Source organism: Deinococcus radiodurans R1 = ATCC 13939 = DSM 20539 (genome assembly GCF_000008565.1).
In the GTDB taxonomy this organism is placed as follows: domain Bacteria; phylum Deinococcota; class Deinococci; order Deinococcales; family Deinococcaceae; genus Deinococcus; species Deinococcus radiodurans.
Map to the genome: position 1 here is coordinate 1,262,777 of NC_001263.1, position 21,741 is coordinate 1,284,517.

The window sequence follows — 21,741 nt, forward strand, 5'->3', positions numbered from 1 at the left end:
AACAGCCGCTTACGGGCGCGGGTGAGGTCTTGAAACTCAGCCGCCTTCCCCACGGTTTTGCCCTCGACACGGCGGCGCAGGCCCTGGCGCTGCGGAGCGAAGCGGTGCAGGACATCCAGACGGCCTGGACCGGGCGCGGCTGGCGGGCGAGCGCCACCGTCGCCGACGGCGGGCAGCATTTTCAGGCCAACGCCGAGCTGAGCGCGCCGCCCGAGCCGCAACTGCTCGACTCGTCGTGCACCTGCGGGCGCTACCGCTGCCGCCACGTGGCCGCGCTGGTGCTCTCCACCGACCCGCCCGACGGCCCGGCCCCCCTCACGGCAGATGGGCCCGCCGCGCCGGTCACCGAGGCGCTCGACCCCCGGCTCAAGCAGTGGCTGGTGGGCTTCGAGAGCGAGCCCGACACCGGCAGCGGGCGTGGGCGGCAGTACGAACTGCGCTACGTGCTGCGGGTGCAGCCGGTCAGCATTCARGGCGGCCTGCCGGGGCAAACCCGCCGCGCCGTGCTCGATGTGCAGCGCGTGCCGATGAAAGGCGGCGTGCCCAACCTCAGCGCCGCCGAGGCCTACCCGCTGGCGCGCAAGCTCGGCACCTGGCCCAGTTTCGTGCAGCGCGACGCCGACGCCCTGGAACTGCTGACGGTGGCGACCCGCCCGGCGCATGTTTCGGGCCGCTGGAACGAACAGCTCTACGCGCTGGTGGACCACCCGGCGACCAGCCTGCTCATCGGCACGCTGCTCGACACCGGGCGGCTGTGCTGGAACGACGTGACCGCCCCGCTGACCCGCGCCGCCCCGGTGCCGGGCCGCCCCGGCTGGCACACCGATGAGAGCGGGCATCAGACCCCCGCGCTGGAGCTGGACCTTCCGGCGAGCGGCGAGCACGAAGGCGATGGGCCGCCTGCCACCGAGCCCGCGTCCTCCGAACAGGCCCCCTGGGTCGTGCTGCCCCTTGGGCGCCCCTGGGCGGTGGACCCAAACGCGCTGACCCTCGGCCCGGTGGACGTGCCCGGCCCGCCTGACCTGCTCGCCCGTTTCCTGACCGGCCCCAGCGTGCCGCCTGCTCAGGCCCCCGCGCTGGCCCAGGCGATGACCGCCGCCGCGCTGCCGGTGCCCGCGCCGCACACCGTGAGCAGCCGCCGCGAAAAGCTGCCCTACACGCCCCGGCTGCACCTCAGCGGGCGCACCGTGGCCTATCAGGACCTCTGGGACCGTTCGGGCCACACCGAGACCTTCGCGGTGGCCGAACTGCGCCCGGCCTACGGCGGCCACGAGCTGCGCGGGCCGCTGTCGGGCAAGGTGGCGACGGTCCTCAGTGGGCAAACGGTCATCGAGGTGCCGCGCAACCGCGCCGCCGAGAAACGTGCTGAGACGGCCTTTCGGGAGGCGGGCTTCGTGCCGCTGGAACTCGCCTTTCCCGAGTACCACTTTCCCGAGGCGGTCCATGACCTCTTCACCCTGGGCGCTGACGAAGCGTGGCTGGAGTTCATGCGGGTGGGCCGCGAAAATCTGGCAGAGCAGGGCCTCGAACTCGTTATTCACCCCGATTTCCCGCTGCACTTCGCCGAGGTGGACGACTGGTATGGCGAGGCGCAGGAGGGTGGCGGCTGGTTCACCCTCGACCTCGGCATCGTGGTGGATGGGCAGCGCATCAGCCTGCTGCCGGTGCTGGCGAACCTGATCGCCGCGCAGCCCGAGCTGTTTACCCCCGGCGCCCTGGCCGAACTCGACGACGACGAACTAATTTTTGCGGCTCTGGATGACGGGCGCAAGGTGCCGCTCCCCGCAGGCCGGGTCCGGTCCATCCTGGGCGTGCTCGTCGAGCTGCACCTGCGCGAGCTGCCGCCTGGGCCGCTGCGGCTGCCGCTGCTTGACGCCGCCCGTCTCGCCGAACTCGAAAGCGCGGTGCGGGCCCGCTGGGTGGGCGCGGAAAAACTCCTCGAACTCGGCAAACGCCTGCGCGATTTCGGCGGCATTCAGGAAGTCGAGCCGCCCGCCGGGTTGCACGCCGAGATGCGGCCTTATCAGGTGCAGGGCCTCGCCTGGCTGCAATTCCTGCGCGAGTACGAGCTGGGCGGCATTCTGGCCGACGACATGGGGCTGGGCAAGGCGCAGCCGCTCGACGCCAAAGTGCTCACTCCGCTGGGCTGGCGCACTATGGGCGAGTTGCAGGTCGGCGATTACGTTATCGGGCGCAACGGGCAACCGACGCAGATTGTCGGGGTGTACCCGCAGGGCGAGCGGCCCATCTACCGCGTGACCCTGACCGATGGCGCGAGCGTGGAAGCGGACGCTGAGCACCTCTGGAACGTCAATACCCCCGTGCGTAAGAAACGTGGCCTGCCCGAGCGCACGCTGACCACCGCTGAAATCGCCGCCGACTTGCAGGACGCGGCGGGCAACCTCAAGCACTACCTGCCGCTGGTGGAGCCGGTGCAGTTTGCCGGGCGCGACCTGCCCCTCGACCCCTACACGCTGGGGGCGCTGCTGGGAGACGGCTGCTTTGTTCACGGCGTCGAAATCACCAGCGAGGACGAATTGGTGTCGGCGCTGCCGCTGCCCGCTGGGGTGGAAGCTCGCCTGGGCACGCGCCTGACGCCCACCGTCAGCACCTCGCGGCTGGTCACGGCAGGTCAGTGGACGCCCAACCCGCTTAAGGACGCCCTACGTGGGCTGGGGCTGCATGGCAAGAGCGGGCGCTACAAATTCATTCCCCCGGATTACCTGCTGGGAAGCCCCGCGCAGCCGGCTGGCAGTGCTGCAAGGACTCCTCGACACTGATGGTCACGCGGGCGTCGTCGTGGAATACGTCAGCGTCTCGGAGCATCTGGCACGGGGCGTGGTGGAACTGGTGCAGTCGCTGGGCGGGGTGGCCCGCATTCGCCAAAAAGCGACGTCTCACACCTACGGCGGCGAGAAGAAAACGGGCCTGGCCTGGCGCGCCACCCTCAAACTTCCGCCGGAGCTGGAGCCCTTCCGCCTCGCGGCCAAGCGAGCCGCCTACCGTCGCCCGACCAAGTACCCGCCCACGCGGGGTATCAAGTCTATCGAGTGGGTCGGCCACAAGCCCGCGCAGTGCATCGCGGTGGACGCGCCCGACCATCTCTATGTCACCGAGGGGTACATCGTCACCCACAACACGCTGCAAACCCTCGCCCACCTCCTCAAGGAAAAGGAAGAGGGCCGCGCCGACCGCCCCTCCCTCGTCATCGCGCCGACCTCGGTCATCGGCAACTGGCAGGCGGAGGCGGCCCGTTTCACGCCCGACCTCAAGGTGCTGGTGCTGCACGGCAAGGACCGGCACGCCGACTTCGAGAAGATTCCGCACGCCGACGTGGTGCTCACGACCTACCCGCTGCTGCCCCGCGACATCGACGAGCTGCGCCAGCACGAGTACCACCTCGTGATTCTCGACGAGGCACAAAACATCAAGAACAACAAGACGGCGGCGGCCAAGGCGGCGGGCAGTCTCGGCGCCCGGCACCGACTGGCGCTGACCGGCACCCCGCTGGAAAACCACCTCGGCGAGCTGTGGTCGCAGTTCAATTTTCTGGCGCCGGGGCTGCTGCACGACGAAAAAACCTTTCAGAAGCTCTACCGCACGCCCATCGAAAAGCGCGGCGACACGGCGCGGCAGGCGGCGCTCTCCGCCCGCGTACGCCCCTTCATCCTGCGCCGGGAGAAACGCGATGTGGCCCGCGAACTCCCGCCCAAAACCGAGATTCCGGTGCGGGTCACGCTCGAAGGCGACCAGCGCGACCTCTACGAAACGGTGCGCGTGACCATGCAAAGCCGGGTGCGTGAAGAACTCGCGGCGCGGGGGCTGGCGCGCTCCACAATTGCCATTCTCGACGCCCTGCTCAAGTTGCGGCAGGCCGTCACCGACCCCCGCTTGGTCAAGCTCGAAGCGGCGCGGGAAGTCCAGGGCAACGCCAAGCTCGACTGGCTGGAAACCAACCTCCCGCAGATGGTGGAAGAAGGCCGCCGGGTTCTCATTTTCTCGGGTTTCGCCACGCTGCTCGGGCACCTCGAAGAATTCCTGAAACGCGAAGGCATCCCGTATTCCAAGATCACTGGGCAGACCAAGGACCGCCAGAAACAGATCGACGCTTTCCAGGCGGGCGAAACCCACGTTTTCCTCATCACCCTCAAGGCCGGGGGCGTGGGCCTGAACCTGACCGCCGCCGACACGGTCATCCACTACGACCCCTGGTGGAACCCCGCCGCCGAGGACCAGGCCACCGACCGCGCCTACCGCATCGGGCAGGACAAGCCGGTCTTCGTCTACAAGCTGATCGCAGCAGGCAGCGTCGAGGAGCGCATCCTCGACTTGCAGGCGCGCAAAGCGGCGCTGGCACGGGGCGTCCTCGACGGCGGCCTGACCGACGCCACCCAGCTCACCGTGCAGGACCTCGACCGCCTCTTCGCCCCGCTGGAACTGGAAGAGGAACCCGAGGTGGTGGCCTCGTAGGCGGGAAAGTCTGACTTTTACCAGGGAAGTGAGTCAGCAAAAGCCTCTGCGCCAGCCTTGATCAAAGTACCTCGCCGCCAGATAGAGAAACGCAGAACGCCAGGGCCGTCGGGCGCTGAAAGCGCACGGGCCTGACACGACTTGGAACATCTAGCCGTCCAGACCGCCTGTGCAACCGAGAAACCCGATAAAACCAGTGACATCACCGCCATTTGCACAGCGCCAGCGTCAAAGCCCCTGTCCCCTGTGGGGATAGGGGTTTGGGGTTGGGGTCAAAAGCTAAGGCCTAAAGCATTTGACAGAAAAAGACACCCTCACCCCTTGCCTCGCAAGGCCCTCTCCCATTAAGGTAGAGGGTCAAAGACAGACCAGATCCTTCTGTCAAATGCTCTAAGCTTCTTCGCCCTTCCCACCACGCTAAATGCCCCCCGTCCCCCGCCCCGTCATCTCCCCACTCTCCAACAGGTGCGCCTCAAAGTCTCCGAACGGCGAGTGCGCCCGCGCCCAGGCGACGGCTCCAGCAATGTCGTAAGCCACGTTGTGAAACTCCACGTTCCAGCCCCCGCCCCGCCGTTCCAGCAATGTCCAGCGGGCACGCGGATCACCATCCACCTGATCGCTGATGGCGCCGCAGTTGACGACCAGAGTGTCGCCCACGCGGGTGGCCCCGGCGCGGTGGGTATGACCGCACACGACGACCTCAGCGCCCAGCGGCTCGACCATGCGCCGCAGTTCGCGCGGGTCACGGCTGCGGTAAAAGCCGCCCGCAGCGTCCCAGACCCACAGCAGGCTGTCCCAGGCACTTTCCGGGGTGCCGTGACAGGCGAACAGCCCCTCCACTCGGGCGGTCAGCGGCAGCGCGGCGAGGCGTTCGCGGTCAGCAGGGGAGACCTGTGCGGCGAGCCACGCGCCCACCTCCTGAGCCAGCGGGGTGCGGCGGCCATCCGGCCACAGTTTTTCCTCGTTGTTGCCCCGCACTTCCAGGGCGCCGAGGTCAGCTTGCAAGGCGGCGGCGCGGGCGGGGTCGGCGCAGCCTTCGATCTGGTCACCCAGATTGACAATCAGGTCCGGCGCGGCGGCGTGCACCTCGCGCAAGGTGGCCTCCAGCGCGTAGGCGTTGCCGTGACTGTCGGTGATGACTGCGACTCTCATGTCCGCAGGCTAGAGCATGGCCGCTGGCTATAAGCATCACAAAAAAGCGGCGAAGGGAATTCCCCTCGCCGCTCCGATGTTGAAAAGCTTTACTTGATGTCGTTGCGCGAGACGTTGAGGTACACGGCCACATTGTCCATGCTCTCGACTTGCGAGAGGGCGACGTAGTGGTGCTGGCCGTCGGTGCTGTCGTCGCGGGTCAGCTTGAGCTGGTTGCCGTCGAAGTGGTCCACGGTGCCGACGTGCTCGCCATCCTTGTCCTTCACTTGCAGGTGCTCGCCTTCCTGGGCCAGACGGTTCTTGAGGTCTTCGGCAATGCGTCCACTGATGTCGTTCGTCATGGAAGTTACCCTAAGTCCCGTCAGCAGCCCCGGCGTGATAGCAACATCAAGGCGTCGTTAGAGATGGTGCGTGGCTCCCAGGGCAGGTCTCAAACCTCGCCCCGCGCAAAAGCCGTCATCACGTTCGGCGCCGCCGCGTCGAAGCCCACCACGTCGAGCATGTCCCGGCGCTGCGGGTCCGCGATGCTGAATTCGGTGGCGGTCAGGCCGACGACGATCAGCTTGGGTGCCCGGCCCATCTTCTGCGCGTACTGGTCGAGGGCTACCGTCGGGTGAACCTGACCAGCCCACGTTTCGTTGTCGGTGTAGACGACGAAGGTGTCCACGTCCAGCCGTTCCTGAGCCGCCCACAGTATCGGCTGGGCGCAGTCGGTGCCGCCGAAGCTCATGGACTGCGCCTTTTGCATGGCGCTTTCCAGCGTGTCGCGCGGCGTGATGCCGAGGGGCCGAAACTGCTCGGCAAAGCCCATCGTCAGCGCGTCGGGCTCAGTGCGCAGGGCAATCAGGCTCATCGCGGCGGCGGCCATGTTGGGGGTCAGGCCAGGGACGCCCGCCACGTCACCACAGGTCATGCTGCCCGACACGTCGAGCGCCAGCAGGTGCCGGGTGTTCGCCGGCTGCACGTTGCCGAAAGCGAGGGTAAACGCCTCTTCCAGCGCGTCCACCACGCGCGGCACCGGCAGCCAGGTGCCCTTGCCGCGCACGCCCTGGCCCTGCGCGTAGACCAGGCGGGCCTTGAGCGCGTCGAGCGGGTGGATGCGGCCCCGCTTGAGCGCGGCGGGGTCGGTCAGACGCTCTATGACGGCCTGCACGGTGGCGCTGTCGTTGGGCGTCAGCACCCCCACCCGGCCCAGGTTGCCGAGGTTGCGCAGCAGCCAGGTTAGGCCGTTGGTCTGCATGGCGGCGCGGTACACCTCGGCCCCGCGAACGTGTGTCGGTACGGCTTCCAGCGGGAGGCGGTACTCCTGCATCAGCGCGGCGGCTGCGGCGTCGGTCTGCGCTTCCGTCGCCTTGAGGTGGCCTTCGATGACACGCAGGGCGGGGGAGTCCACTTTGGGCAGCACGCCGTCCACCATGAACTTCAGCACCGCGTTGCGGGCCGCGTCGTCGGTCTTGGGGTGGGCCTTACGCAGCGCGTCGGCCTGGGACCAGCCGTCGCGGGCCTTGTACTTCACGGCCCACAGCGCCAGCTTGTCCACGTCCGCCGTTTCGTACACGTTCGCCACGCCCCGGCGCGTCAGGCGGCCCCAGCCCCCGAGCGCGTCGGCAAAGGCCAGAAAGTGCAGCAGCATCGTGCCGGTGCGGGCGACCTCAGGCAGCGCGTCCCAGGCGGCCTTGCGGTCCGCCGCGTTCGGCGCGGTCTTGGCAATCAGCGCCAGCACCAGCAGCGCGGGGTCGGCCTTCGGCGCCCGCTGGCCGCGCACCACGTCCAGCGTGACGCGCAGGGCGAGGGCCGCGTCACGCTGTACCAGCTCGCGCACGAAGTCGGTGGCCTGCACGGTGTGTTTCTGCGCGGAGGCGTAGAAGGTGCCGCCGTCCACGCCCAGCACCAGAAACCGGGTCAGGCGAGACTCGTCGCTGACGGTGTACACGAAGCCGCCCGCGTTGTTCCTGACCTGGCGCTCGTCGAGGCGCTCGGTCTGGGGGCGGTTCAGGGGGTTGATGGCACGGAGCAAGTTCTTCATGGTCGGCCCTCCTTGTCGTGGGCGATGTGATTCAATTCGAGCGGATGTGAGTAGGGGGAATGGGTTCCGGACGTAAAGTCGGCAAACCGGTGGTGTTCGGGTGGGCTGACGCAACAGACGGAACCCGTGGATGACGCTCGCGGCGTCTAGTGGGACGGGTGGGACTCAAACCCCACCCTCGGCATTCGGCTTACGGAGGTGAGGAGCGCAAGGGGCCGTTTGACGTACTCTGTACGCTGAGCTTTCGTTCCAGAACGTGCCGAGAAAGTTGAGGAAATCAGGCGTTACTCGTCGCGCAACCGCTCGCGCACCTGCATCAGTGCCTGTCCCAGCAGGTTCTCGCCCCACTGGTCGCGGTGTTCCCAGGCGTCCTGTTCGCTGTAGCCGATGCCCCAGATGCGGTCATTGGGTGCGGCCTCGACTAGAATCAACTCTCCGGTGTCCAACAAAAACTCGCGGAGTCTGCGGCTGCTGCGAAACTTGTGCCACGCGGCGTCGAAGGCCACTTGCCCGCGCACCTGCGCCCAGTGGCTTTCGCTGAAGCCCTGCACCCGGCGTCCGAGCGCCTTGCATTCGGCGGGCGTGCGCGCCTGCAAAATGGCCTTGGCGCTGGCGTGGTCGCCGAATTCCTCGGCCTTGCGGTGCATGATGTACTGCTCGGCGGTGTGAAATTGCCGCCCACTGGCGCTGAACGGCGACGGATGAAAATTGGAGAACGGATGCGCCGTGCGGTAGAAAAACAGGTATTCGGTTTTCTGTGTCATGGCGCTGCGCTCCTCGAATCTGGATTTATGGGAAGCAAAAAGGGGTGGGGACAGGCGGGATTCGAACCCGCGAAGTCTTGCGACGAATGGAAATAACCCTGACCTGTCGGCCCAATCTGGGCAAGGGGGCGGCAGGGAAACGCCCTGACGGGCACATTTGCGTTCGGCCAGCTCCGCCACTGTCCCCATGTTGTGTGTCGTCCTCATCGCGGGGCGGGACTTGCACCCGCATCTTCCACGTGACAGGTAACCCTCGGCGTTCGGCCCGCAGCCGGGCAAGGGATTGCCCAGGGAAAGGCTTTCGCCTTGGATATTTTGCTCTTAAACTACCCGCGTGCAGGACTGGTGGATGGGGTCAGATTCGAACTGACTCAGCTTGAGCGTCCGGTTTACAGCCGGGTGCGACTCTCCCGCGTCGCCGCCCATCCTCGTGTCCGGGTTTAGAGTCGCCGGACGCGACTGGGGTGGGGTGGGCGCCTGGAATCGAACCAAGTTTCGCCAAATAACCCTTACGCTTCGGCCCAGCTGGGCAAGGCATGGCAAGGGATCGAAAGCGCCCACCACGTGAAACTCCGAGCCAGCGTTGAACTGACACGGACACAGCTCTGTGCCGTGTTTCTCTGCGTCTTGGACCGGAGGGTGGAGCAGGTTCACCGGAATTGCACCGGGGTCTCCCGACGGTTGCCGGGCATCTTGCTGACTAGAAGAAACCTGCATAGTGCTCTGGACAAGGGTTCGGGTCACGGACGGGCCACTTCATGCCGGGAATCGAACCCGGAACGGCTTGCACCGCTTCCGCCCATTGAGGTTGGAGAAGTAACCGTGACCACTTCGGCCCAGAGCCAAATCTGGCGGTCCCAGCGGGACTCGAACCCGCGTCCTCCCGCAGACAACGGGGCATCCTGGCCGCTGGACGATGAAACCGTAAGAGGGCGAAAAGGGGAAGGGCTGGGCAAGGGATGAACCTGGAATGTTTTGTTCTACTGGGAAAGTAAATAATCCAGATTCTTCGGCCCAGCCGGGCTTGTGGCGAGGCGAGTGCGCTCACCTGGCACAGAGATTACCAAGCGGGAGCGGCGGCGTACACTCGCCATCTGGCGCAGATTGGGGGTAGGCCAAACGGCGGAGGGGGTCTTCCCGGAAGCGCAGGTCATCCTGTTTCAAGCCGGGGAGCTTCAAACAATGGTATGGAACAGCCTCAAAGACTCCTGAAGTACAGCTGCTGTGCCCTGGGCTCGCTCGCGTTGCGCTCGAAAATCCGCCGCATCGCGTGATTGCTGGCCTCCGTCCGGCCCGCGTGGTGCGTGAACCGCTCGGCGGCGCGGGCAAGCAGGTGCGCGTGCAGCCGGGTGCCGAGGCCCTGGCCACGCTCCGACTCGCGCACGCCAAGCATGTTGATGCTGGCCCAGCCGGGGCGTCCGCTCGGGCCGACGGCTCCCAGCGCCACGGGCTCGCCGTTCTCGTTCGGCAGGGCCACGACGAGCCAGTCCGGGTCCGTCTCCCAGTCCGCCTGACCGAGTTCGGCCAGCAGCACGGCCATCTTGGGAGGTTCCAGCAGTTCGGCGCCGCCTTCTAGGACATTCGGGGCGAGGGCCCAGGGCCGGACGGTCAGGTCGGTTTCGTACATGACCTGTTCGTCGTCCAGGGTCCAGCCTGCGGACAGCACTGGGGCGGTGTTCAGCTGGGTCAGGCTGCTGTCGAGCAGCAGCGTCCGCTCCGGCGCAACCTCGTGCAGGAAGGCGAAAAACTGTGTCAGGCCCACGCCTGGGGTGTCGGCCCGTGCACGAGGAATCAGTGGCACCTGCGGGTTCTGGGCGATGAGAACCACCCCTTCCACGCCGCGTTCTGAGCGCAGAAGGACGAACTGTTCGGGTCTCGCTTGGCCCGCCGCCATTCGTTCCCGGAACTGGGCCAGGCGCTGCTCGGCGTCGGCGCGGTCAGGGTGCAGGGCGTAGGCGTCCGGCAGGGTGCTGTCAGTGGCGCGTTCAACGGTAAAGCTGTTCAAGGTGACCTCAAGTCAGGGCCGGGCCACAGGCACGCGGGATTCAACCGCGACGGGCAGCCCGGAGAAGGGTGGACAACAGAAAAAATGCGGGGTGCTGGGGCATATGGGCCCTCCTTGTGCTGGGGTCAGCTTGAGATGAGGGCAGGAGAGCGGGCGGAGCCGTAAACAGGCGTAAGCAGCTTGGCTTAGCGACTGGGCTGGCTTCGCGCATCTCGCACGAGGTCGTGCTCAGGAGCGACGGTTGCGGCTTTGGTGACAGGCACGAACGCTTAGGCCAGGCGGCTGAGCCGCAGCGCTCTGTCCGGGCTATCCTAATCAGCGATGACGAAAGATGGCGGCAAGAAAGACAACCAGGGCCAGGACAAGAAGGCGCAGCAGTACGGCGTCACCCCCCAGAGCGTAGATTTCAACGACTGGTACAACGAAGTGGTCAAAAAGGCCGACCTCGCCGACAACTCGCCGGTGGCGGGCGCGATGGTCGTGCGGCCCTACGGCTCGGCGCTGTGGGAAAACATTCAGCGCTGGCTCGACGACCGCTTCAAGGCGAGCGGGCACGAATCGCTGATCTTCCCGACCCTCATTCCCATGAACTTCATCATGAAGGAGGCCGACCACGTCGAGGGCTTCGCGCCCGAGCTGTTCACGGTGAACAAGATCGGCACCGAGGAACTGGCCGAGCCCTACGTGATGCGCCCGACCTCCGAGACGATCATCGGGCACATGTGGAGCGGCTGGCTCAACTCCTACCGCGACCTGCCCTTCCTGCACTACCAGTGGGGCAGCGTGTTTCGCGCCGAGCTGCGGACCAAGGCGTTTCTCCGCACCTCCGAGTTTTTCTGGCACGAGGGCCACACCGCCCACGCCGACGAGGCCGAGGCCCGCGCCGAAGTGCGCCAGCAACTCGACCTGTACCACGAGTTCTGCCGCGACGTGCTGGCCCTGCCGGTGGTGCGCGGCGAAAAAACCGCCTCCGAGCGCTTTGCCGGGGCGGTCGCCACCTACTCCATCGAGGGCATGATGCGCGACGGCAAGGCGCTGCAATCGGGCACCTCGCACTACCTCGGCCAGAACTTCAGCCGGGCCTTCGATGTGAAGTACCAGACCCGCGAACAGAAAGAGGAATTCGCGCACACGACCTCCTGGGCCATCTCCAGCCGCATCATCGGGGCCATCATCATGACCCACGGCGACGACTCCGGGCTGATGATGCCGCCCCGCATCGCGCCCATTCAGGTGGTTGTGATTCCGGTGGGCCGCAAGGACAACTTCGACCAGATGGTGCAGGAAGGCGAGAAACTGGCCGCCGAGCTGCGCGCCCAGGGCCTGCGCGTCAAGGTGGACGGGCGCGACGGCGTGACCAACGGTTTCAAGTACAACGACTGGGAACTCAAGGGCGTGCCGGTGCGCATCGAACTCGGCCCGCGCGATCTGGAAAGCGGTGTGCTGGTCGTCAAGAACCGCCACAGCGAGGACAAAGAAACCCTGCCGCGCGCCGAAGCGGTCAGCGGCATGAGCGCCCGTCTGGACACCATCCACGACTTCCTGATGAAGCGGGCGACGGATTTCCTGCTGGCGAACACCGCCGAAGTGGACAGCTACGACGCCTTCCAGCGCGAAATCGAGGCCGGTCACTGGGTCCGCGCTTACCACTGCGGCGAGCCGGCGTGCGAAAAGAGCATCAAGGAAGACACCAAGGCGACCGCCCGCAATGTGCCCTTCGACGACGCCGAGTTCTTTGCCGAGCGCGGCGAGGGTCAGTGCGTGAAGTGCGGCCAGCCGAGCGCGTATGGCAAGCGGGTGCTGTTCGGGCGTCAGTATTGAGCGCCAGAGCATTTGACCAAACAATGGCTTTGCACTGTTTGACCCTCTACCAAGGGGAGAGGGCCTGCCAAAGGCAGGGGTGAGGGGTCTTTGTTACGTCAAATGCTCTAAAGAACGCGAACTCCGCCCCAGCTTCGGCTTGGGGCGGTTTTTTAGGCCATAGAGCCGATGTGCCGTGTTGGTTTGGGCGCTAGCGTGGCGTGGGGCCTATGACAGAAATGGTCACCTGGGAGGAGCGCCTGGCCTCGCTCTGGGAGCAGTTGGACACTCTCCCCGCCGCCGACTTCGTAGCCCGCATGGACGCCCTGGCTGCTCAGGCTCCCACCGAAAGTGTGGCGCTGTTCGAGCGAGCTGGGGCGCGGGATTCGGTCGGCAGGGAGGCCGAAGCAGTTCAGCTCTATGAGCAAGCCCTTGCCGCCGGCCTCAGCGGCGTTCGGCGCAGGCGGGCCGTCATTCAGCTCGCCAGTTCGCTGCGGAATGTGGGGCAGGTGGAGAGGGGACTGGCCTTGCTGGAAGCCGAGCAACAACGCGGCCCGGATGAACTGAGCGACGCCCTGAGCGCCTTTCTGGCCCTGATGCTGGTGGATACTGGCCGCGAACGGGAAGCGGTAGCGACCGTGTTGACCGCCCTCGCGCCGCATCTGCCACGTTATCAGCGCTCGGTGACGAACTATGCGCGACTGTTGACCGAGCCGGCGTAGAGTCGGGCCATGTCCGATGACCACGCCCTGCGCGAGCACCTGCGCGCCCTGCTCACCGAGCCTCAGGCGCACGCCACCCTTGATGACGTGYGCGCGGCTTTCCCATCGAGCGCCGCAACGAGCGCGTCGGCGAGCTGCCGTACTCGGCCTACGAGTGCTGTGGCACCTGCGCTTTACCCAGCGCGACCTGCTCAATTTTGTGCGGGAGAAAAACTACACGGAACCGAACTGGCCCGCCGATTACTGGCCGCACACCCAGGCGGCGACGGCGGAAGACTGGCAGGCCCAGGTCGAGGCCGTTCAGGCGGACCGCGCCGAGGTGCTGAAGGTGCTCGACCAGGCCGACCTCCTGGCCCCCGTCGCCCCCGGCAAGTCCCAGACCGTGCTGCGTGAGTTGCTGCTGGCCGCCGACCACGCGGCTTATCACACCGGGCAACTGGCGCTGCTGCGGCGCCTGCTCGGGGGCGGAGACTCGGCGAGCTGATGGGAGCCCGAATCCTGCGCCTGAACAGAAACGCCGCGCGGTTCGTGTGAGATGATGGCGGGCGATGAATCCTGTGTTTGTTCGTTCCGCTGTCGTGACGGGGCTGTTGATCGCGTTGGTCAACGTCCTGTTCGCGGGCCTCGATCACGGTTTCGAGCGCCTGCCCATCTGGTTTTACCTCGTGCAGCTCCTGATTCTCCCGGCTATGGCCCTCCCGCTGCGGATGTTCCCGCAGGCCGCCATGACCTCCGACTACCTGCGCCGCGCTGCGCTTTACGCCCTCGGCTGGGCGGTGCCCTACGCCATCTACAAATTCTCCTCCGACGCGCTCAACCCGGTGCTGTCGCCGGCAGGCTCGCTTATCAGCTATCTCTTCACCGTCATCCTGTTCGCGCTGTTGTTCGCGGCCATTCGCCGTCCGCCTGAACAGAAGAAATAAGCGCTGCACCACAAAAAGAGGGGGAGGGCCATGCCGCCTTCCCCCTCTTTTGGTTTTCTCTGCGTCCCTTAGGGCTTCATGCGCGTCAGCATCCGGGGAAAGGGAATCGCCTCACGGATGTGGTCGATGCCGGTCATCCAGGCGATGAAGCGCTCCAGGCCCATGCCGTAGCCCGCGTGCGGCATGCTGCCCACCCGCCGCAGGTCGAGGTACCAGTCGAAGGCTTCGAGCGGCAGTCCCTGCTCTTCGATGCGCGACTTGAGCAGCTCGTAGTCGTGAATACGCTCCGAGCCGCCGATAATTTCGCCGTAGCCTTCGGGCGCAATCATGTCGTCGCACAGGGCCACGCGGGGGTCTTCGGGGTCGGGCTGCATGTAGAACGCCTTGATGGCCGCCGGGTACTTCTCGACCATCACCGGACGGTCGAAGTGGTGGCCCAGAATCGTTTCGTGCGGCGCCCCGAGGTCGTCGCCCCACTCGACGGGCTGCACGTCCTCCTGCACGTTGGGCGGCAGGTCCTTGTCCTCGATGTGCTGCCGAATGATCTCCAGCGCCTCGGTGTAGGTCACGCGGGGGTAGTTCCCCTCGGCGGCCCCARCGAGCTTGCTTACGTCGCGGCCCAGCATCTCGAGTTCGGCGGCGCACTCGCTCAGGACTTTGCGGGCGAGGTGGCTCACCATGCGCTCTTGCAGMGCCATGTTCTCGGCGTGGCTGCTCGGCGCGACTTCGGGCTCGACCATCCAGAATTCGAGCAGGTGACGCCGCGTCTTGGACTTCTCGGCGCGGAAGGTGGGGCCGAAGTGTAGACCTTGCCGAAGGCGAAGGCGCCCGCCTCGGCGTGCAGTTGCCCGGTCTGCGAGAGGTACGCCTTGTCCTCGCCGAAGAGATCGATTTCAAAAAGTTCGGTGGTGCCTTCAGCGGCGTTGGGCGTGAAGAACGGCGCGTCGAAGCGCACGAAGCCCTCGCCGTGGAAAAACTCGACGATGCCGCGCTGCACGCAGTCGCGCACCCGCATGATGGCCCAGGGGCGGCGGTGGCGCAGCCAGAGGTGGCGGTGGTCCATCAGGAACTCGATGCCGTGCTCCTTGGGCGTGATCGGGTACTCGCCCACGTTTTCGGAAATGACGCTGAGGTCACGCACGCTGAGTTCCACGCCGCCGGGAGCCCGCTCGTCGGCGCGGACTTCGCCGGTCACGCGCACGGCCTGTTCCTGGGTCAGGCGCTTGGCGGCCTCGAACACGTCCTCGGCCACGTCGCCCTTGAACACGGTGCCCTGCACGAAGCCCGAGCCGTCGCGCAGCTTGAGAAATTGAATCTTGCCCTTGCCGGACTTGTCTTGCAGCCAGGCCAGCACCTCGACGGACTGCCCGATGTGCTGTTTCAGGTCTTGAATACTCGAACGGGTCACTGGGGATGAAGCAGTCATTGGGGGAAAGTATGGCAGAGGAGGGGCGAAAAGGCCCAGCGCTCCCGCTGCCTGAGCCGCCTCAGCAAAAAAAGGGCGGCAACCCCCACGCCGCCCCCGCCGCCAGCAGGCCGCCGAACGCCAGCACCTGGGCCAGCGTGCGCCCGAAACTCCCCGGACGCGGCACCGAGCTGAAAACGAAGGCCGCAATCGCCACCAGTGCGAGGGCATAAGCCGACGTCTCTGGCACCCGGACGCAGGGACCACGTTGCGCGGCGGCGAATTCGGCCAGGAGTAGCAGCCCGAGGCAGAGCAGCGCGGCAAGGGCCCAGGCGCCCGCGTGACCCGTGCCCCCGGAGCGGCGCATCAGTCCTGTGTGGGCTTCTCGTATTCAGGCCGGTCGCAGGTTTCCCGGAACACGAACTGCTCCAGCCGCTTGCGGTGGCGGCTGCTCCAGTCAATGGAAGGCCGCGCCGTTTCTTCCGGCAGGTAGCCGAGGCGGTAGACGGCCATCAGTTCGAGGTCGTCCGGCACCTTGAGCAGCTCCTGAATCGCCTGCCACTGCCGGGGAATCTCCATCGGTGTGCTGACGAACTGAATGCCCATGCCGAGCGTGCCCACCGTGTTCCAGATGTTCTCGATGGCGGCGCCGAGGCCGAACACCGAGTAAAAACCGCTGAGTTCGCCGGGGCGGTACTCGGATTTGTCGAGCAATGCGGCGAGCAGCAGCGGGCTGCCGGCCACCAGCTTGCGGTTGTCCTCGCCGAGTTTTTTGGGCACGCCGAGCTGCCGCATCAGCTTGAGGCCCGCGTCACTGAAGACCTGCCGGGTAAAGGGCTTGAGCGGCCCAGGCAGCCGGTCGATGTGAATCCCGTCGCGCCGCTCGTCCATCTCGGCTTCGGTAAAGCGGAAATAGCGGCGGTAGCGCTCAAAAAATACGCCCGCCTCGATCAGCTCGGTCATGCTCTGGCCCGAGAGGTCGGCGACCCGCGCAATCGTCCCGGGGTCTTCGATCAGCACGAAGCGCCACGGCTGCGAGTTGAAGTGGCTCGGCGCCGCCTGCGCGACCCGCATCAGCAGGTGCTGGTGCTCACGGCTCACCGGGTCAGGCCGAAAAGGCCCGTTGGTGGTGCGCCGGTTCAACATGCCTTCAATCAGTTCCATCGGGGGGCAGCCTAGCGCGCAGGGGCCAAAAGAACGCCCCGTTGCTGAAACGGGACCGGCAGCATGAATGACGCGGGCACTGATTTACCAGGCTCCCCACACCCCCAGCCCGAAGGCCGCCGCGCAGAGAAGGGCCCGCTGCCAGTGGTTCGCCCGGCCCGGTTTGGTGCGCGGCATGGTCAGCAGCAGCGCCAGGGCGGGCAGCAGCCATAGCCCCCGCAGCCCCGCCAGCAGGCCCGCGACCAGCACGCCCGCGCACACCGCGAAAAACAGCGCGTGGTGCGGCCAGCGGGCCAGGTCCCGGCGCCAGCCGAGTTGCAGCGACAGCCCGAGTAGGAGCAGCAAGGCCAGCAGCCCGGCACTCAGCAGCAGCGCGAGGTGACGCGGCGCCACGCTCAGCTCCCGGCGGGCGCTTCGTCCCGCTCTTCGAGTTGCTGGCTGATTTTTTCCTCGATTTTGCCGAGGTAAGCGGTGGTGGGGTCAGTGGCGACCACGAACGCCAGCCCGACGGCGAGCGCGGCGACGAGGCCCTGAAGTTGCAGCGTGTCGAGGTCCACGAAGGCGAGCGCGGCGGAGGCGACGCTGCCGAGCAGCAGGGCCACCAGACTGCGGTCCGCGCCCCGTTCACCGGCCACCCGGCGCGAGTTGGCGCGCAGGAAGGCCAGGGTCAGCAGCGCCCCGGCGAGCGGCCAGACCACGAACTGCTGCTGGGTGGCGACTTCCTCAGCGGTGCCGCTGCCGATGCCCTGGCCCAGCCCCACGCTGAGCATGATGATGCTGAGGGTCAGCGGCAGGTGGCCGTAAAACCACGGCAGCGTGCCGAGGGTCTGCCCGCGCGTGTGTGCCTGCAACAGCGGCAGCGCGCGCGCCTGGTCGAAGTACAGCCGCCACAGCGACACCGCGACTAGAATCGAGAAAAAGGCTGGCAGCAACGTCGTCCAGCCCAGGGTCTGCTGGCGGCTCCCGTTCACGACCTCGGTGATGATTTCCCCCAGCGCGATGATTTGCAGCAGGCCCACCCGCTCCGAGAGGTGGCCTTGATGCGGCAGCACCTGCTGACCGTCGCGGCGCCCGAGCAACGGGTGGAGCACGTCGAGCAGCAGCGCGGCCCCCCATACGGCAAGCTGCGCCCCCGAGCCGCTCGGCAGCAGCGCCGACCCCAGCCACAGCAGCCCCGCCGTGCCCACCACCGCCGAGGTGCGCCGCGAAAAGGTCACGTCGGCGGGCGTCTTGTGGTCGGCCCAGCGGTGCAGCCCGGCGTTGAGCAGGCGGTTGATGCCGAAGGCGACGGCGAAGTAGGTGCCGGTCTGTTCGAGGTCGCCGCGAATGATGACCGCGAGCAGCGCCACCGAAATCAGCTCGGCCACCGTGTCCCAGCGGTAGACGCGCCGCTCGTTGCCGTAGCGGGCGGCGAAGGTCGAGTTGCTTGCCCAGGCCCACCACACCGCCGTGAACAGCAGCAGAAAAATGCCGATGTTGGCGAGGCTGGCGTTCGCCCCGAGGCGCTTGGCGAGCTGGTCGAAGGCCACCACGAAAATCAGGTCGAAAAACAGTTCCAGCCAGCTGACCTTCTGTTCCTCGCTGGCGGGGGTGCCGGTCAGCTGGTCGCCGCGCGGCGCGTGGTTGCCCACCGTTTGCTGTTGCAGGGCGATGTTGTCGGGCTTGCCCTCCGGCCCTCCCGTCACCGCAGCCGCCCGAGGGCCTTACGAATCAGGGTGTCGGCGCTCGCTTCGGGGTCGGCGCCGAGCAGTTCGGCCACCGCCGCCCGCACCTGCGCCTCGCGGAAGCCGAGCGCGAGCAGCGCGTCCACCGCGTCGTGGCCCGCCGTGCTGCTGACCCGCGCCGGGCGTTTGCCGCCTGCCGCTCCGCTGGCCGCCGCCGCGAGGTGTTCGGGCACCTTGCTGCTCAGCTCCAGCGCGAGGCGCTCGGCGGTCTTTTTGCCCACGCCGCTCACGCTCGAGAGCAGTTTCACGTCGCCGCCAATGAGCCCTGCCGCGAGGGCCGACACCGGCATGGCCGAGAGCAGCGCGAGCCCCAGCTTGGGCCCCACACCCGACACACTGGTGAGCAGGTCAAAGAGTTTGAGGTGGTCAGCGTCGGGAAAGCCGAACAGCAGTTGGGCGTCCTCGCGCACGATGAAGCGGGTGGAGAACTCGGCGGCCTCGCCGGGCTTGAGCCGGGCCAGCATCCCCGCCGGGCACTGCACCTCGTAGCCCACGCCGCCCGCGACGACCACGGCGCTTCCCTCACGCACTTCACGCACCACGCCGGACAAGTAAGCAATCATCACGGGAAGTCTAGGGTACGGGCGGGGGAGGCAAATCTGGCGGCAGAGACAAAGCGCGGGCCGTGTAGTCGTTGGCCTTATAAATGGGGACCGTGCGGGCGCCCCAGCTCGCCCCGTATACTCCGGCGCATGATTGACGCGGCCCAAATCGACCACCTCACGGCGCTCGCACGGCTGGAACTGTCCCCCGCCGAGCGCCGGACTATGCAGCAGGACCTGACCCGGATGCTGGGCTACTTCGAGCAACTGGGCCGGGTGCCCACCGAAGGCGTGCAGGAAATGCAGCGCCCAGTGTCGCTGGTCAACGTGCTGCGCGACGACGCTCCCGGCGAGACGTTTCCGTCCGGCGTGGTGTCGGCCCTGGCGCCCGAAACCCAGGACGGCTTTATCCGCGTGCCGCGCACGGTGGACACCGAATAATTTCCTGCACCCAACCCCCGTCGCACCCCGAACCCCCAAGCTCCCTGAACCCCCAAGTTGGAGACGCCTGAATGCTGGACCTGAAATTTATCCGTGAGAACCCCGACGCCGTGCGCGAGGCCATTCGCGTCAAGAACGTGGCCCTTGACCTGGATGACCTGTTGCAGCGTGACCGCGACCTCGTGGCGCTCAAGCAGCGCGTGGAAGCCATGCAGACCGAGCGCAATGCCAACGCCAAGCTGGTGCCCAAGGCCAGCCCCGAGGACCGCCCCGGCCTGATTCAAAAGGGCAAGGACCTGAGCGAAGACCTCAAGGCGCTCGAGCCCCAACTGCGCGAGCAGGAAGACGCCCTGAAGCAACTGCTGCTGCGCGTGCCCAACATTCCGCTGCCGGGCGTGCCCGTCGGCAAGGACGAAGACGACAACGTGGAACTGCGCCGCGAAGGCGAGCTGCCTGGGTTCGACTTCACGCCGCTCGACCAGGTCGAGATTCTGGAAAAGCAGGGCTGGGCCGACTTCGAGCGTGTCGCCCGCGTCTCGGGCAGCCGCAGCTACCTGCTCAAGGGCGACGCGGCGCTGCTGGAAATGGCGGTGCTGATGTTCGCGCTCGATTTCCTGTCGCAGCGCGGCTTTACTCCACTTTCGACCACGGCGCTCGTCCGCCGCGAAACGCTGGTCAACTCGGGCCATTTCCCCGGCGACGAGGAATCGGTCTACAAGCTTGAAGGCGATGAACTGCTGCTCGCTGGAACCGCCGAGGTGCCGATCAATAGCCTCTACGCGGGCGAGCAGCTCAGCGCCGACGAGTTGCCGCTGACCTTCGCGGGTTTCAGCGCCGCCTTCCGCCGCGAGGCCGGGAGCGCCGGGCGCGACGTGCGCGGGCTGATTCGCGTCCACGAGTTCCGCAAGGTCGAGCAGTACGTCCTGTGCCGCGCCGACCAGGAAGAGGGCCTGAAATGGTTCGAGCGCCTGCTGAGCAACGCCGAGGGGCTGTTGCAGGCACTGGAGCTGCCCTACCGCGTCATTCAGAACTGCACTGGCGACATGGGCGCGGGCAAGGTGCTGATGTACGACATCGAAACCTGGGTGCCGAGCGAGCAGAAGTACCGCGAAACCCACTCCTGCTCGTACCTGGGCGACTGGCAGGCCCGCCGCACCGGCCTGCGCTACCGCGACGAGCACGGCAAGCTGCTCTACGCCCACACCCTCAACAACACCGGCATCGCCAGCCCGCGCATTCTGGTGCCGCTGCTCGAAAACCACCAGCAGGCTGACGGCACCGTGCGCGTGCCCGCCGCGCTGCGCCCTTACCTCGGCGGCAGGGAAGTGCTGGGCCAGCCGGTGCGCTGAGCACTCTCCGAAGTACAAAGAAGGCCCCTCCCCGCACAAGTCGTGGGGAGGGGCCTTTCATCTCGGCTCAGTGCCGAATCAGCGTCTTGAGGTCAGGTGCCCGGCGAATGTAGCCGGCTTCCACGTTCAGGTCGGCGTATTCCTGCAATGCCGCCGGGTCGATGGCAGTGGTGAAGCGGGTGCGGGCGTAGGCGCGTTGCAGCACCCGCAGGTCGAGCGTTTCGCCGGTCAGTTTCTGCAATTGCCGGTTCACGGCGTTCTGGGCGGCGGCGGGCGACTTGTTCAGGAAGGCCACGGCGCTCGCGTGGGCTTTCAGGAAAGCGGCCACGAGGTCAGGGTTGGCCTGCGCGAAGCGGGTGTTCACGATCAGGATGGCGCTGGGATAGTTGCCGCCGCGCCACACGGTCTTTTCGTTGCCGATGACCCGGTGCCCCTGCGCTTCGAGTGCCGCGCCCCAGGGTTCGGGCACCAGGGCGGCGTCGGCCCGCTTGCCCGCGAAGGCGGCCACCACGTCCGCCGGGGGAATCGGCACCACGGTCACGCTGCCGCCCGCCGCCTTGTCTTTCAGACCGTTTTCGCCGAGCAGGTGCCGCAGGCTGATGTCCTGGGTGTTGCCCAGGCTGGGCACGGCGACGATCTTGCCGTCGAGGTCGTGCGCCGTACGGATGCTGCTGTCCTTGCGGGCGACAAGCACCGCGCCCGCTTCGGCGGCGCCCGCCAGAATCTGCACCGGCACGCCCCGGCTCGCCGCGCTGATGGCCGGCCCCGGCCCGATGTAGGCGATGTCGATTTGCCCCGCCGCGAACGCCTCGGAGAGCGTGGTGCCCGAAACGAAGGTGCGGGCGTCGAGCCGGGTCTTGCCCAGCGCTTTTTGAAAGGTGCCGCGCTCCAGCCCCACCAGCGCCGGGGCGTGCGTCAAGTTGGGAAAATACCCTAGCCGCACGGTGCTGGCACTCTGGGCACCGGTATTCTGTGCACCGGCATTCTGGACGGTGGCGCTGGACAAGGTCAGGGCGGCGAGCAGCAGCAAACGGGTGCGGTTCATGGGAACTCCTTGGAAGGGTGGGTCAGGGGAAGCAAGGGAAATGAGCAGGGGAGAAGTGTGTAGGCTGTTCCGACACCCGGATGGTGCGGCGATGAACCTGTTTTGTAGGGTAGGCCCTAAAGATGACCAAAAAGGTCAACTGTTTAGGCAGCTGCGGGGGCTGACCTCGCGCTGACACTTTCCCGGCCCGGCCTTTCTAACCTGCCCCG

17 protein-coding genes, 3 tRNA genes and 2 pseudogenes are annotated in these 21,741 nt (G+C 66.7%); 7 read left to right on the top strand and 15 right to left on the bottom strand.

The window, feature by feature from the left end; translation table 11 throughout:
• Window positions 1-29 precede the first annotated feature (29 nt).
• Window positions 30-4,470, top strand: a pseudogene (locus DR_RS17120) (SNF2-related protein).
• 417 nt (window positions 4,471-4,887) lie between these two features.
• On the opposite strand, the gene DR_RS06485 reads toward DR_RS17120, so the two are convergent.
• From DR_RS06485 to DR_RS06520, 8 genes are all read right to left on the bottom strand, one after another.
• Window positions 4,888-5,622 (bottom strand): metallophosphoesterase family protein, encoded by a 735-nt coding sequence (locus DR_RS06485; protein WP_010887903.1) that lies wholly within the window; start codon window positions 5,620-5,622, stop codon window positions 4,888-4,890.
• Between the two features lie 89 nt (window positions 5,623-5,711).
• A complete protein-coding gene (locus DR_RS06490) occupies window positions 5,712-5,963 on the bottom strand; it encodes a DUF2171 domain-containing protein (RefSeq protein WP_010887904.1) in 252 nt (83 codons plus the stop codon).
• An 89-nt stretch (window positions 5,964-6,052) separates the two neighbouring features.
• Window positions 6,053-7,648 carry an RNA-binding protein Rsr gene (rsr, locus tag DR_RS06495; RefSeq protein WP_010887905.1) on the bottom strand — a complete coding sequence of 532 codons (1,596 nt, stop codon included), beginning with the start codon at window positions 7,646-7,648 and terminating at the stop codon, window positions 6,053-6,055.
• A gap of 284 nt (window positions 7,649-7,932) precedes the next feature.
• The gene (locus DR_RS06500) at window positions 7,933-8,412 is read right to left on the bottom strand and encodes an NADAR family protein (RefSeq protein WP_027480197.1); all 480 of its coding nucleotides are present in this window, start codon (window positions 8,410-8,412) and stop codon (window positions 7,933-7,935) included.
• Between the two features lie 46 nt (window positions 8,413-8,458).
• Window positions 8,459-8,598: transfer RNA gene (locus DR_RS06505), tRNA-OTHER, on the bottom strand.
• A 157-nt stretch (window positions 8,599-8,755) separates the two neighbouring features.
• A tRNA-Tyr gene (locus DR_RS06510) sits at window positions 8,756-8,840 on the bottom strand.
• Between the two features lie 421 nt (window positions 8,841-9,261).
• A tRNA-Asp gene (locus tag DR_RS06515) sits at window positions 9,262-9,336 on the bottom strand.
• 274 nt (window positions 9,337-9,610) lie between these two features.
• Window positions 9,611-10,417, bottom strand: a complete 807-nt coding sequence (locus DR_RS06520) for a GNAT family N-acetyltransferase (protein WP_010887908.1) — start codon at window positions 10,415-10,417, stop codon at window positions 9,611-9,613.
• 321 nt (window positions 10,418-10,738) lie between these two features.
• On the opposite strand from DR_RS06520, the gene proS reads away from it, so the two are divergent.
• The 4 genes from proS to DR_RS06540 all read left to right on the top strand — a co-directional run bounded on the left by proS (window position 10,739) and on the right by DR_RS06540 (window position 13,862).
• Window positions 10,739-12,238 (top strand): proline--tRNA ligase, encoded by a 1,500-nt coding sequence (proS, locus tag DR_RS06525; RefSeq protein ID WP_010887909.1) that lies wholly within the window; start codon window positions 10,739-10,741, stop codon window positions 12,236-12,238.
• A 209-nt stretch (window positions 12,239-12,447) separates the two neighbouring features.
• A complete protein-coding gene (locus DR_RS06530; protein WP_010887910.1) occupies window positions 12,448-12,939 on the top strand; it encodes a tetratricopeptide repeat protein in 492 nt (163 codons plus the stop codon).
• 154 nt (window positions 12,940-13,093) lie between these two features.
• Complete coding sequence (locus DR_RS06535; RefSeq protein WP_164927962.1) at window positions 13,094-13,423, top strand: DinB family protein; 330 nt, start codon at window positions 13,094-13,096, stop codon at window positions 13,421-13,423.
• A gap of 64 nt (window positions 13,424-13,487) precedes the next feature.
• A complete protein-coding gene (locus DR_RS06540; protein ID WP_010887912.1) occupies window positions 13,488-13,862 on the top strand; it encodes a hypothetical protein in 375 nt (124 codons plus the stop codon).
• Between the two features lie 68 nt (window positions 13,863-13,930).
• Here DR_RS06540 and asnS read toward each other — a convergent pair.
• The 6 genes and pseudogenes from asnS to ruvA all read right to left on the bottom strand — a co-directional run bounded on the left by asnS (window position 13,931) and on the right by ruvA (window position 18,718).
• Window positions 13,931-15,288 (bottom strand): annotated as a pseudogene (gene asnS / locus DR_RS06545) (asparagine--tRNA ligase).
• A 61-nt stretch (window positions 15,289-15,349) separates the two neighbouring features.
• Window positions 15,350-15,634, bottom strand: coding sequence for a hypothetical protein (locus DR_RS06550; protein ID WP_027480194.1), 285 nt, complete (start codon window positions 15,632-15,634; stop codon window positions 15,350-15,352).
• On the bottom strand, window positions 15,634-16,431 hold the full coding sequence (locus DR_RS06555) for a nitroreductase family protein (protein WP_010887914.1): 798 nt from the start codon (window positions 16,429-16,431) through the stop codon (window positions 15,634-15,636). Before DR_RS06555 ends, DR_RS06550 begins: the two co-directional genes overlap by 1 nt.
• Window positions 16,432-16,515: 84 nt before the next feature.
• A complete protein-coding gene (locus DR_RS06560) occupies window positions 16,516-16,824 on the bottom strand; it encodes a hypothetical protein (protein WP_010887915.1) in 309 nt (102 codons plus the stop codon).
• A 2-nt stretch (window positions 16,825-16,826) separates the two neighbouring features.
• Window positions 16,827-18,116 (bottom strand): low temperature requirement protein A, encoded by a 1,290-nt coding sequence (locus tag DR_RS06565; RefSeq protein WP_010887916.1) that lies wholly within the window; start codon window positions 18,114-18,116, stop codon window positions 16,827-16,829.
• Window positions 18,113-18,718, bottom strand: a complete 606-nt coding sequence (gene ruvA, locus DR_RS06570; RefSeq protein ID WP_010887917.1) for a Holliday junction branch migration protein RuvA — start codon at window positions 18,716-18,718, stop codon at window positions 18,113-18,115. The genes DR_RS06565 and ruvA overlap by 4 nt, the downstream gene beginning before the upstream one ends.
• Before the next feature lie 129 nt (window positions 18,719-18,847).
• Between ruvA and gatC the strand changes: the two genes are divergently transcribed.
• Both gatC and serS read left to right on the top strand, forming a co-directional pair.
• Complete coding sequence (gatC, locus tag DR_RS06575; RefSeq protein WP_010887918.1) at window positions 18,848-19,138, top strand: Asp-tRNA(Asn)/Glu-tRNA(Gln) amidotransferase subunit GatC; 291 nt, start codon at window positions 18,848-18,850, stop codon at window positions 19,136-19,138.
• Window positions 19,139-19,209: 71 nt separating this feature from the next.
• Window positions 19,210-20,487, top strand: coding sequence for a serine--tRNA ligase (gene serS / locus DR_RS06580; protein ID WP_010887919.1), 1,278 nt, complete (start codon window positions 19,210-19,212; stop codon window positions 20,485-20,487).
• 67 nt (window positions 20,488-20,554) lie between these two features.
• Here serS and DR_RS06585 read toward each other — a convergent pair whose 3' ends face one another.
• Window positions 20,555-21,532, bottom strand: a complete 978-nt coding sequence (locus tag DR_RS06585) for an aliphatic sulfonate ABC transporter substrate-binding protein (protein WP_010887920.1) — start codon at window positions 21,530-21,532, stop codon at window positions 20,555-20,557.
• Window positions 21,533-21,741 lie beyond the last annotated feature (209 nt).

Excerpts from the sequence above, each read along its gene's own strand:
- DR_RS06485 (WP_010887903.1), bottom strand. The coding sequence starts at position 5,622 with ATGAGAGTCGCAGTCATCACCGACAGTCACGGCAACGCCTACGCGCTG.
- DR_RS06490 (WP_010887904.1), bottom strand. The coding sequence starts at position 5,963 with ATGACGAACGACATCAGTGGACGCATTGCCGAAGACCTCAAGAACCGT.
- rsr (WP_010887905.1), bottom strand. The coding sequence starts at position 7,648 with ATGAAGAACTTGCTCCGTGCCATCAACCCCCTGAACCGCCCCCAGACC.
- DR_RS06500 (WP_027480197.1), bottom strand. The coding sequence starts at position 8,412 with ATGACACAGAAAACCGAATACCTGTTTTTCTACCGCACGGCGCATCCG.
- proS (WP_010887909.1), top strand. The coding sequence starts at position 10,739 with ATGACGAAAGATGGCGGCAAGAAAGACAACCAGGGCCAGGACAAGAAG.
- DR_RS06530 (WP_010887910.1), top strand. The coding sequence starts at position 12,448 with ATGACAGAAATGGTCACCTGGGAGGAGCGCCTGGCCTCGCTCTGGGAG.
- DR_RS06540 (WP_010887912.1), top strand. The coding sequence starts at position 13,488 with ATGAATCCTGTGTTTGTTCGTTCCGCTGTCGTGACGGGGCTGTTGATC.
- DR_RS06550 (WP_027480194.1), bottom strand. The coding sequence starts at position 15,634 with ATGCGCCGCTCCGGGGGCACGGGTCACGCGGGCGCCTGGGCCCTTGCC.
- DR_RS06555 (WP_010887914.1), bottom strand. The coding sequence starts at position 16,431 with ATGGAACTGATTGAAGGCATGTTGAACCGGCGCACCACCAACGGGCCT.
- ruvA (WP_010887917.1), bottom strand. The coding sequence starts at position 18,718 with ATGATTGCTTACTTGTCCGGCGTGGTGCGTGAAGTGCGTGAGGGAAGC.
- gatC (WP_010887918.1), top strand. The coding sequence starts at position 18,848 with ATGATTGACGCGGCCCAAATCGACCACCTCACGGCGCTCGCACGGCTG.
- serS (WP_010887919.1), top strand. The coding sequence starts at position 19,210 with ATGCTGGACCTGAAATTTATCCGTGAGAACCCCGACGCCGTGCGCGAG.
- DR_RS06585 (WP_010887920.1), bottom strand. The coding sequence starts at position 21,532 with ATGAACCGCACCCGTTTGCTGCTGCTCGCCGCCCTGACCTTGTCCAGC.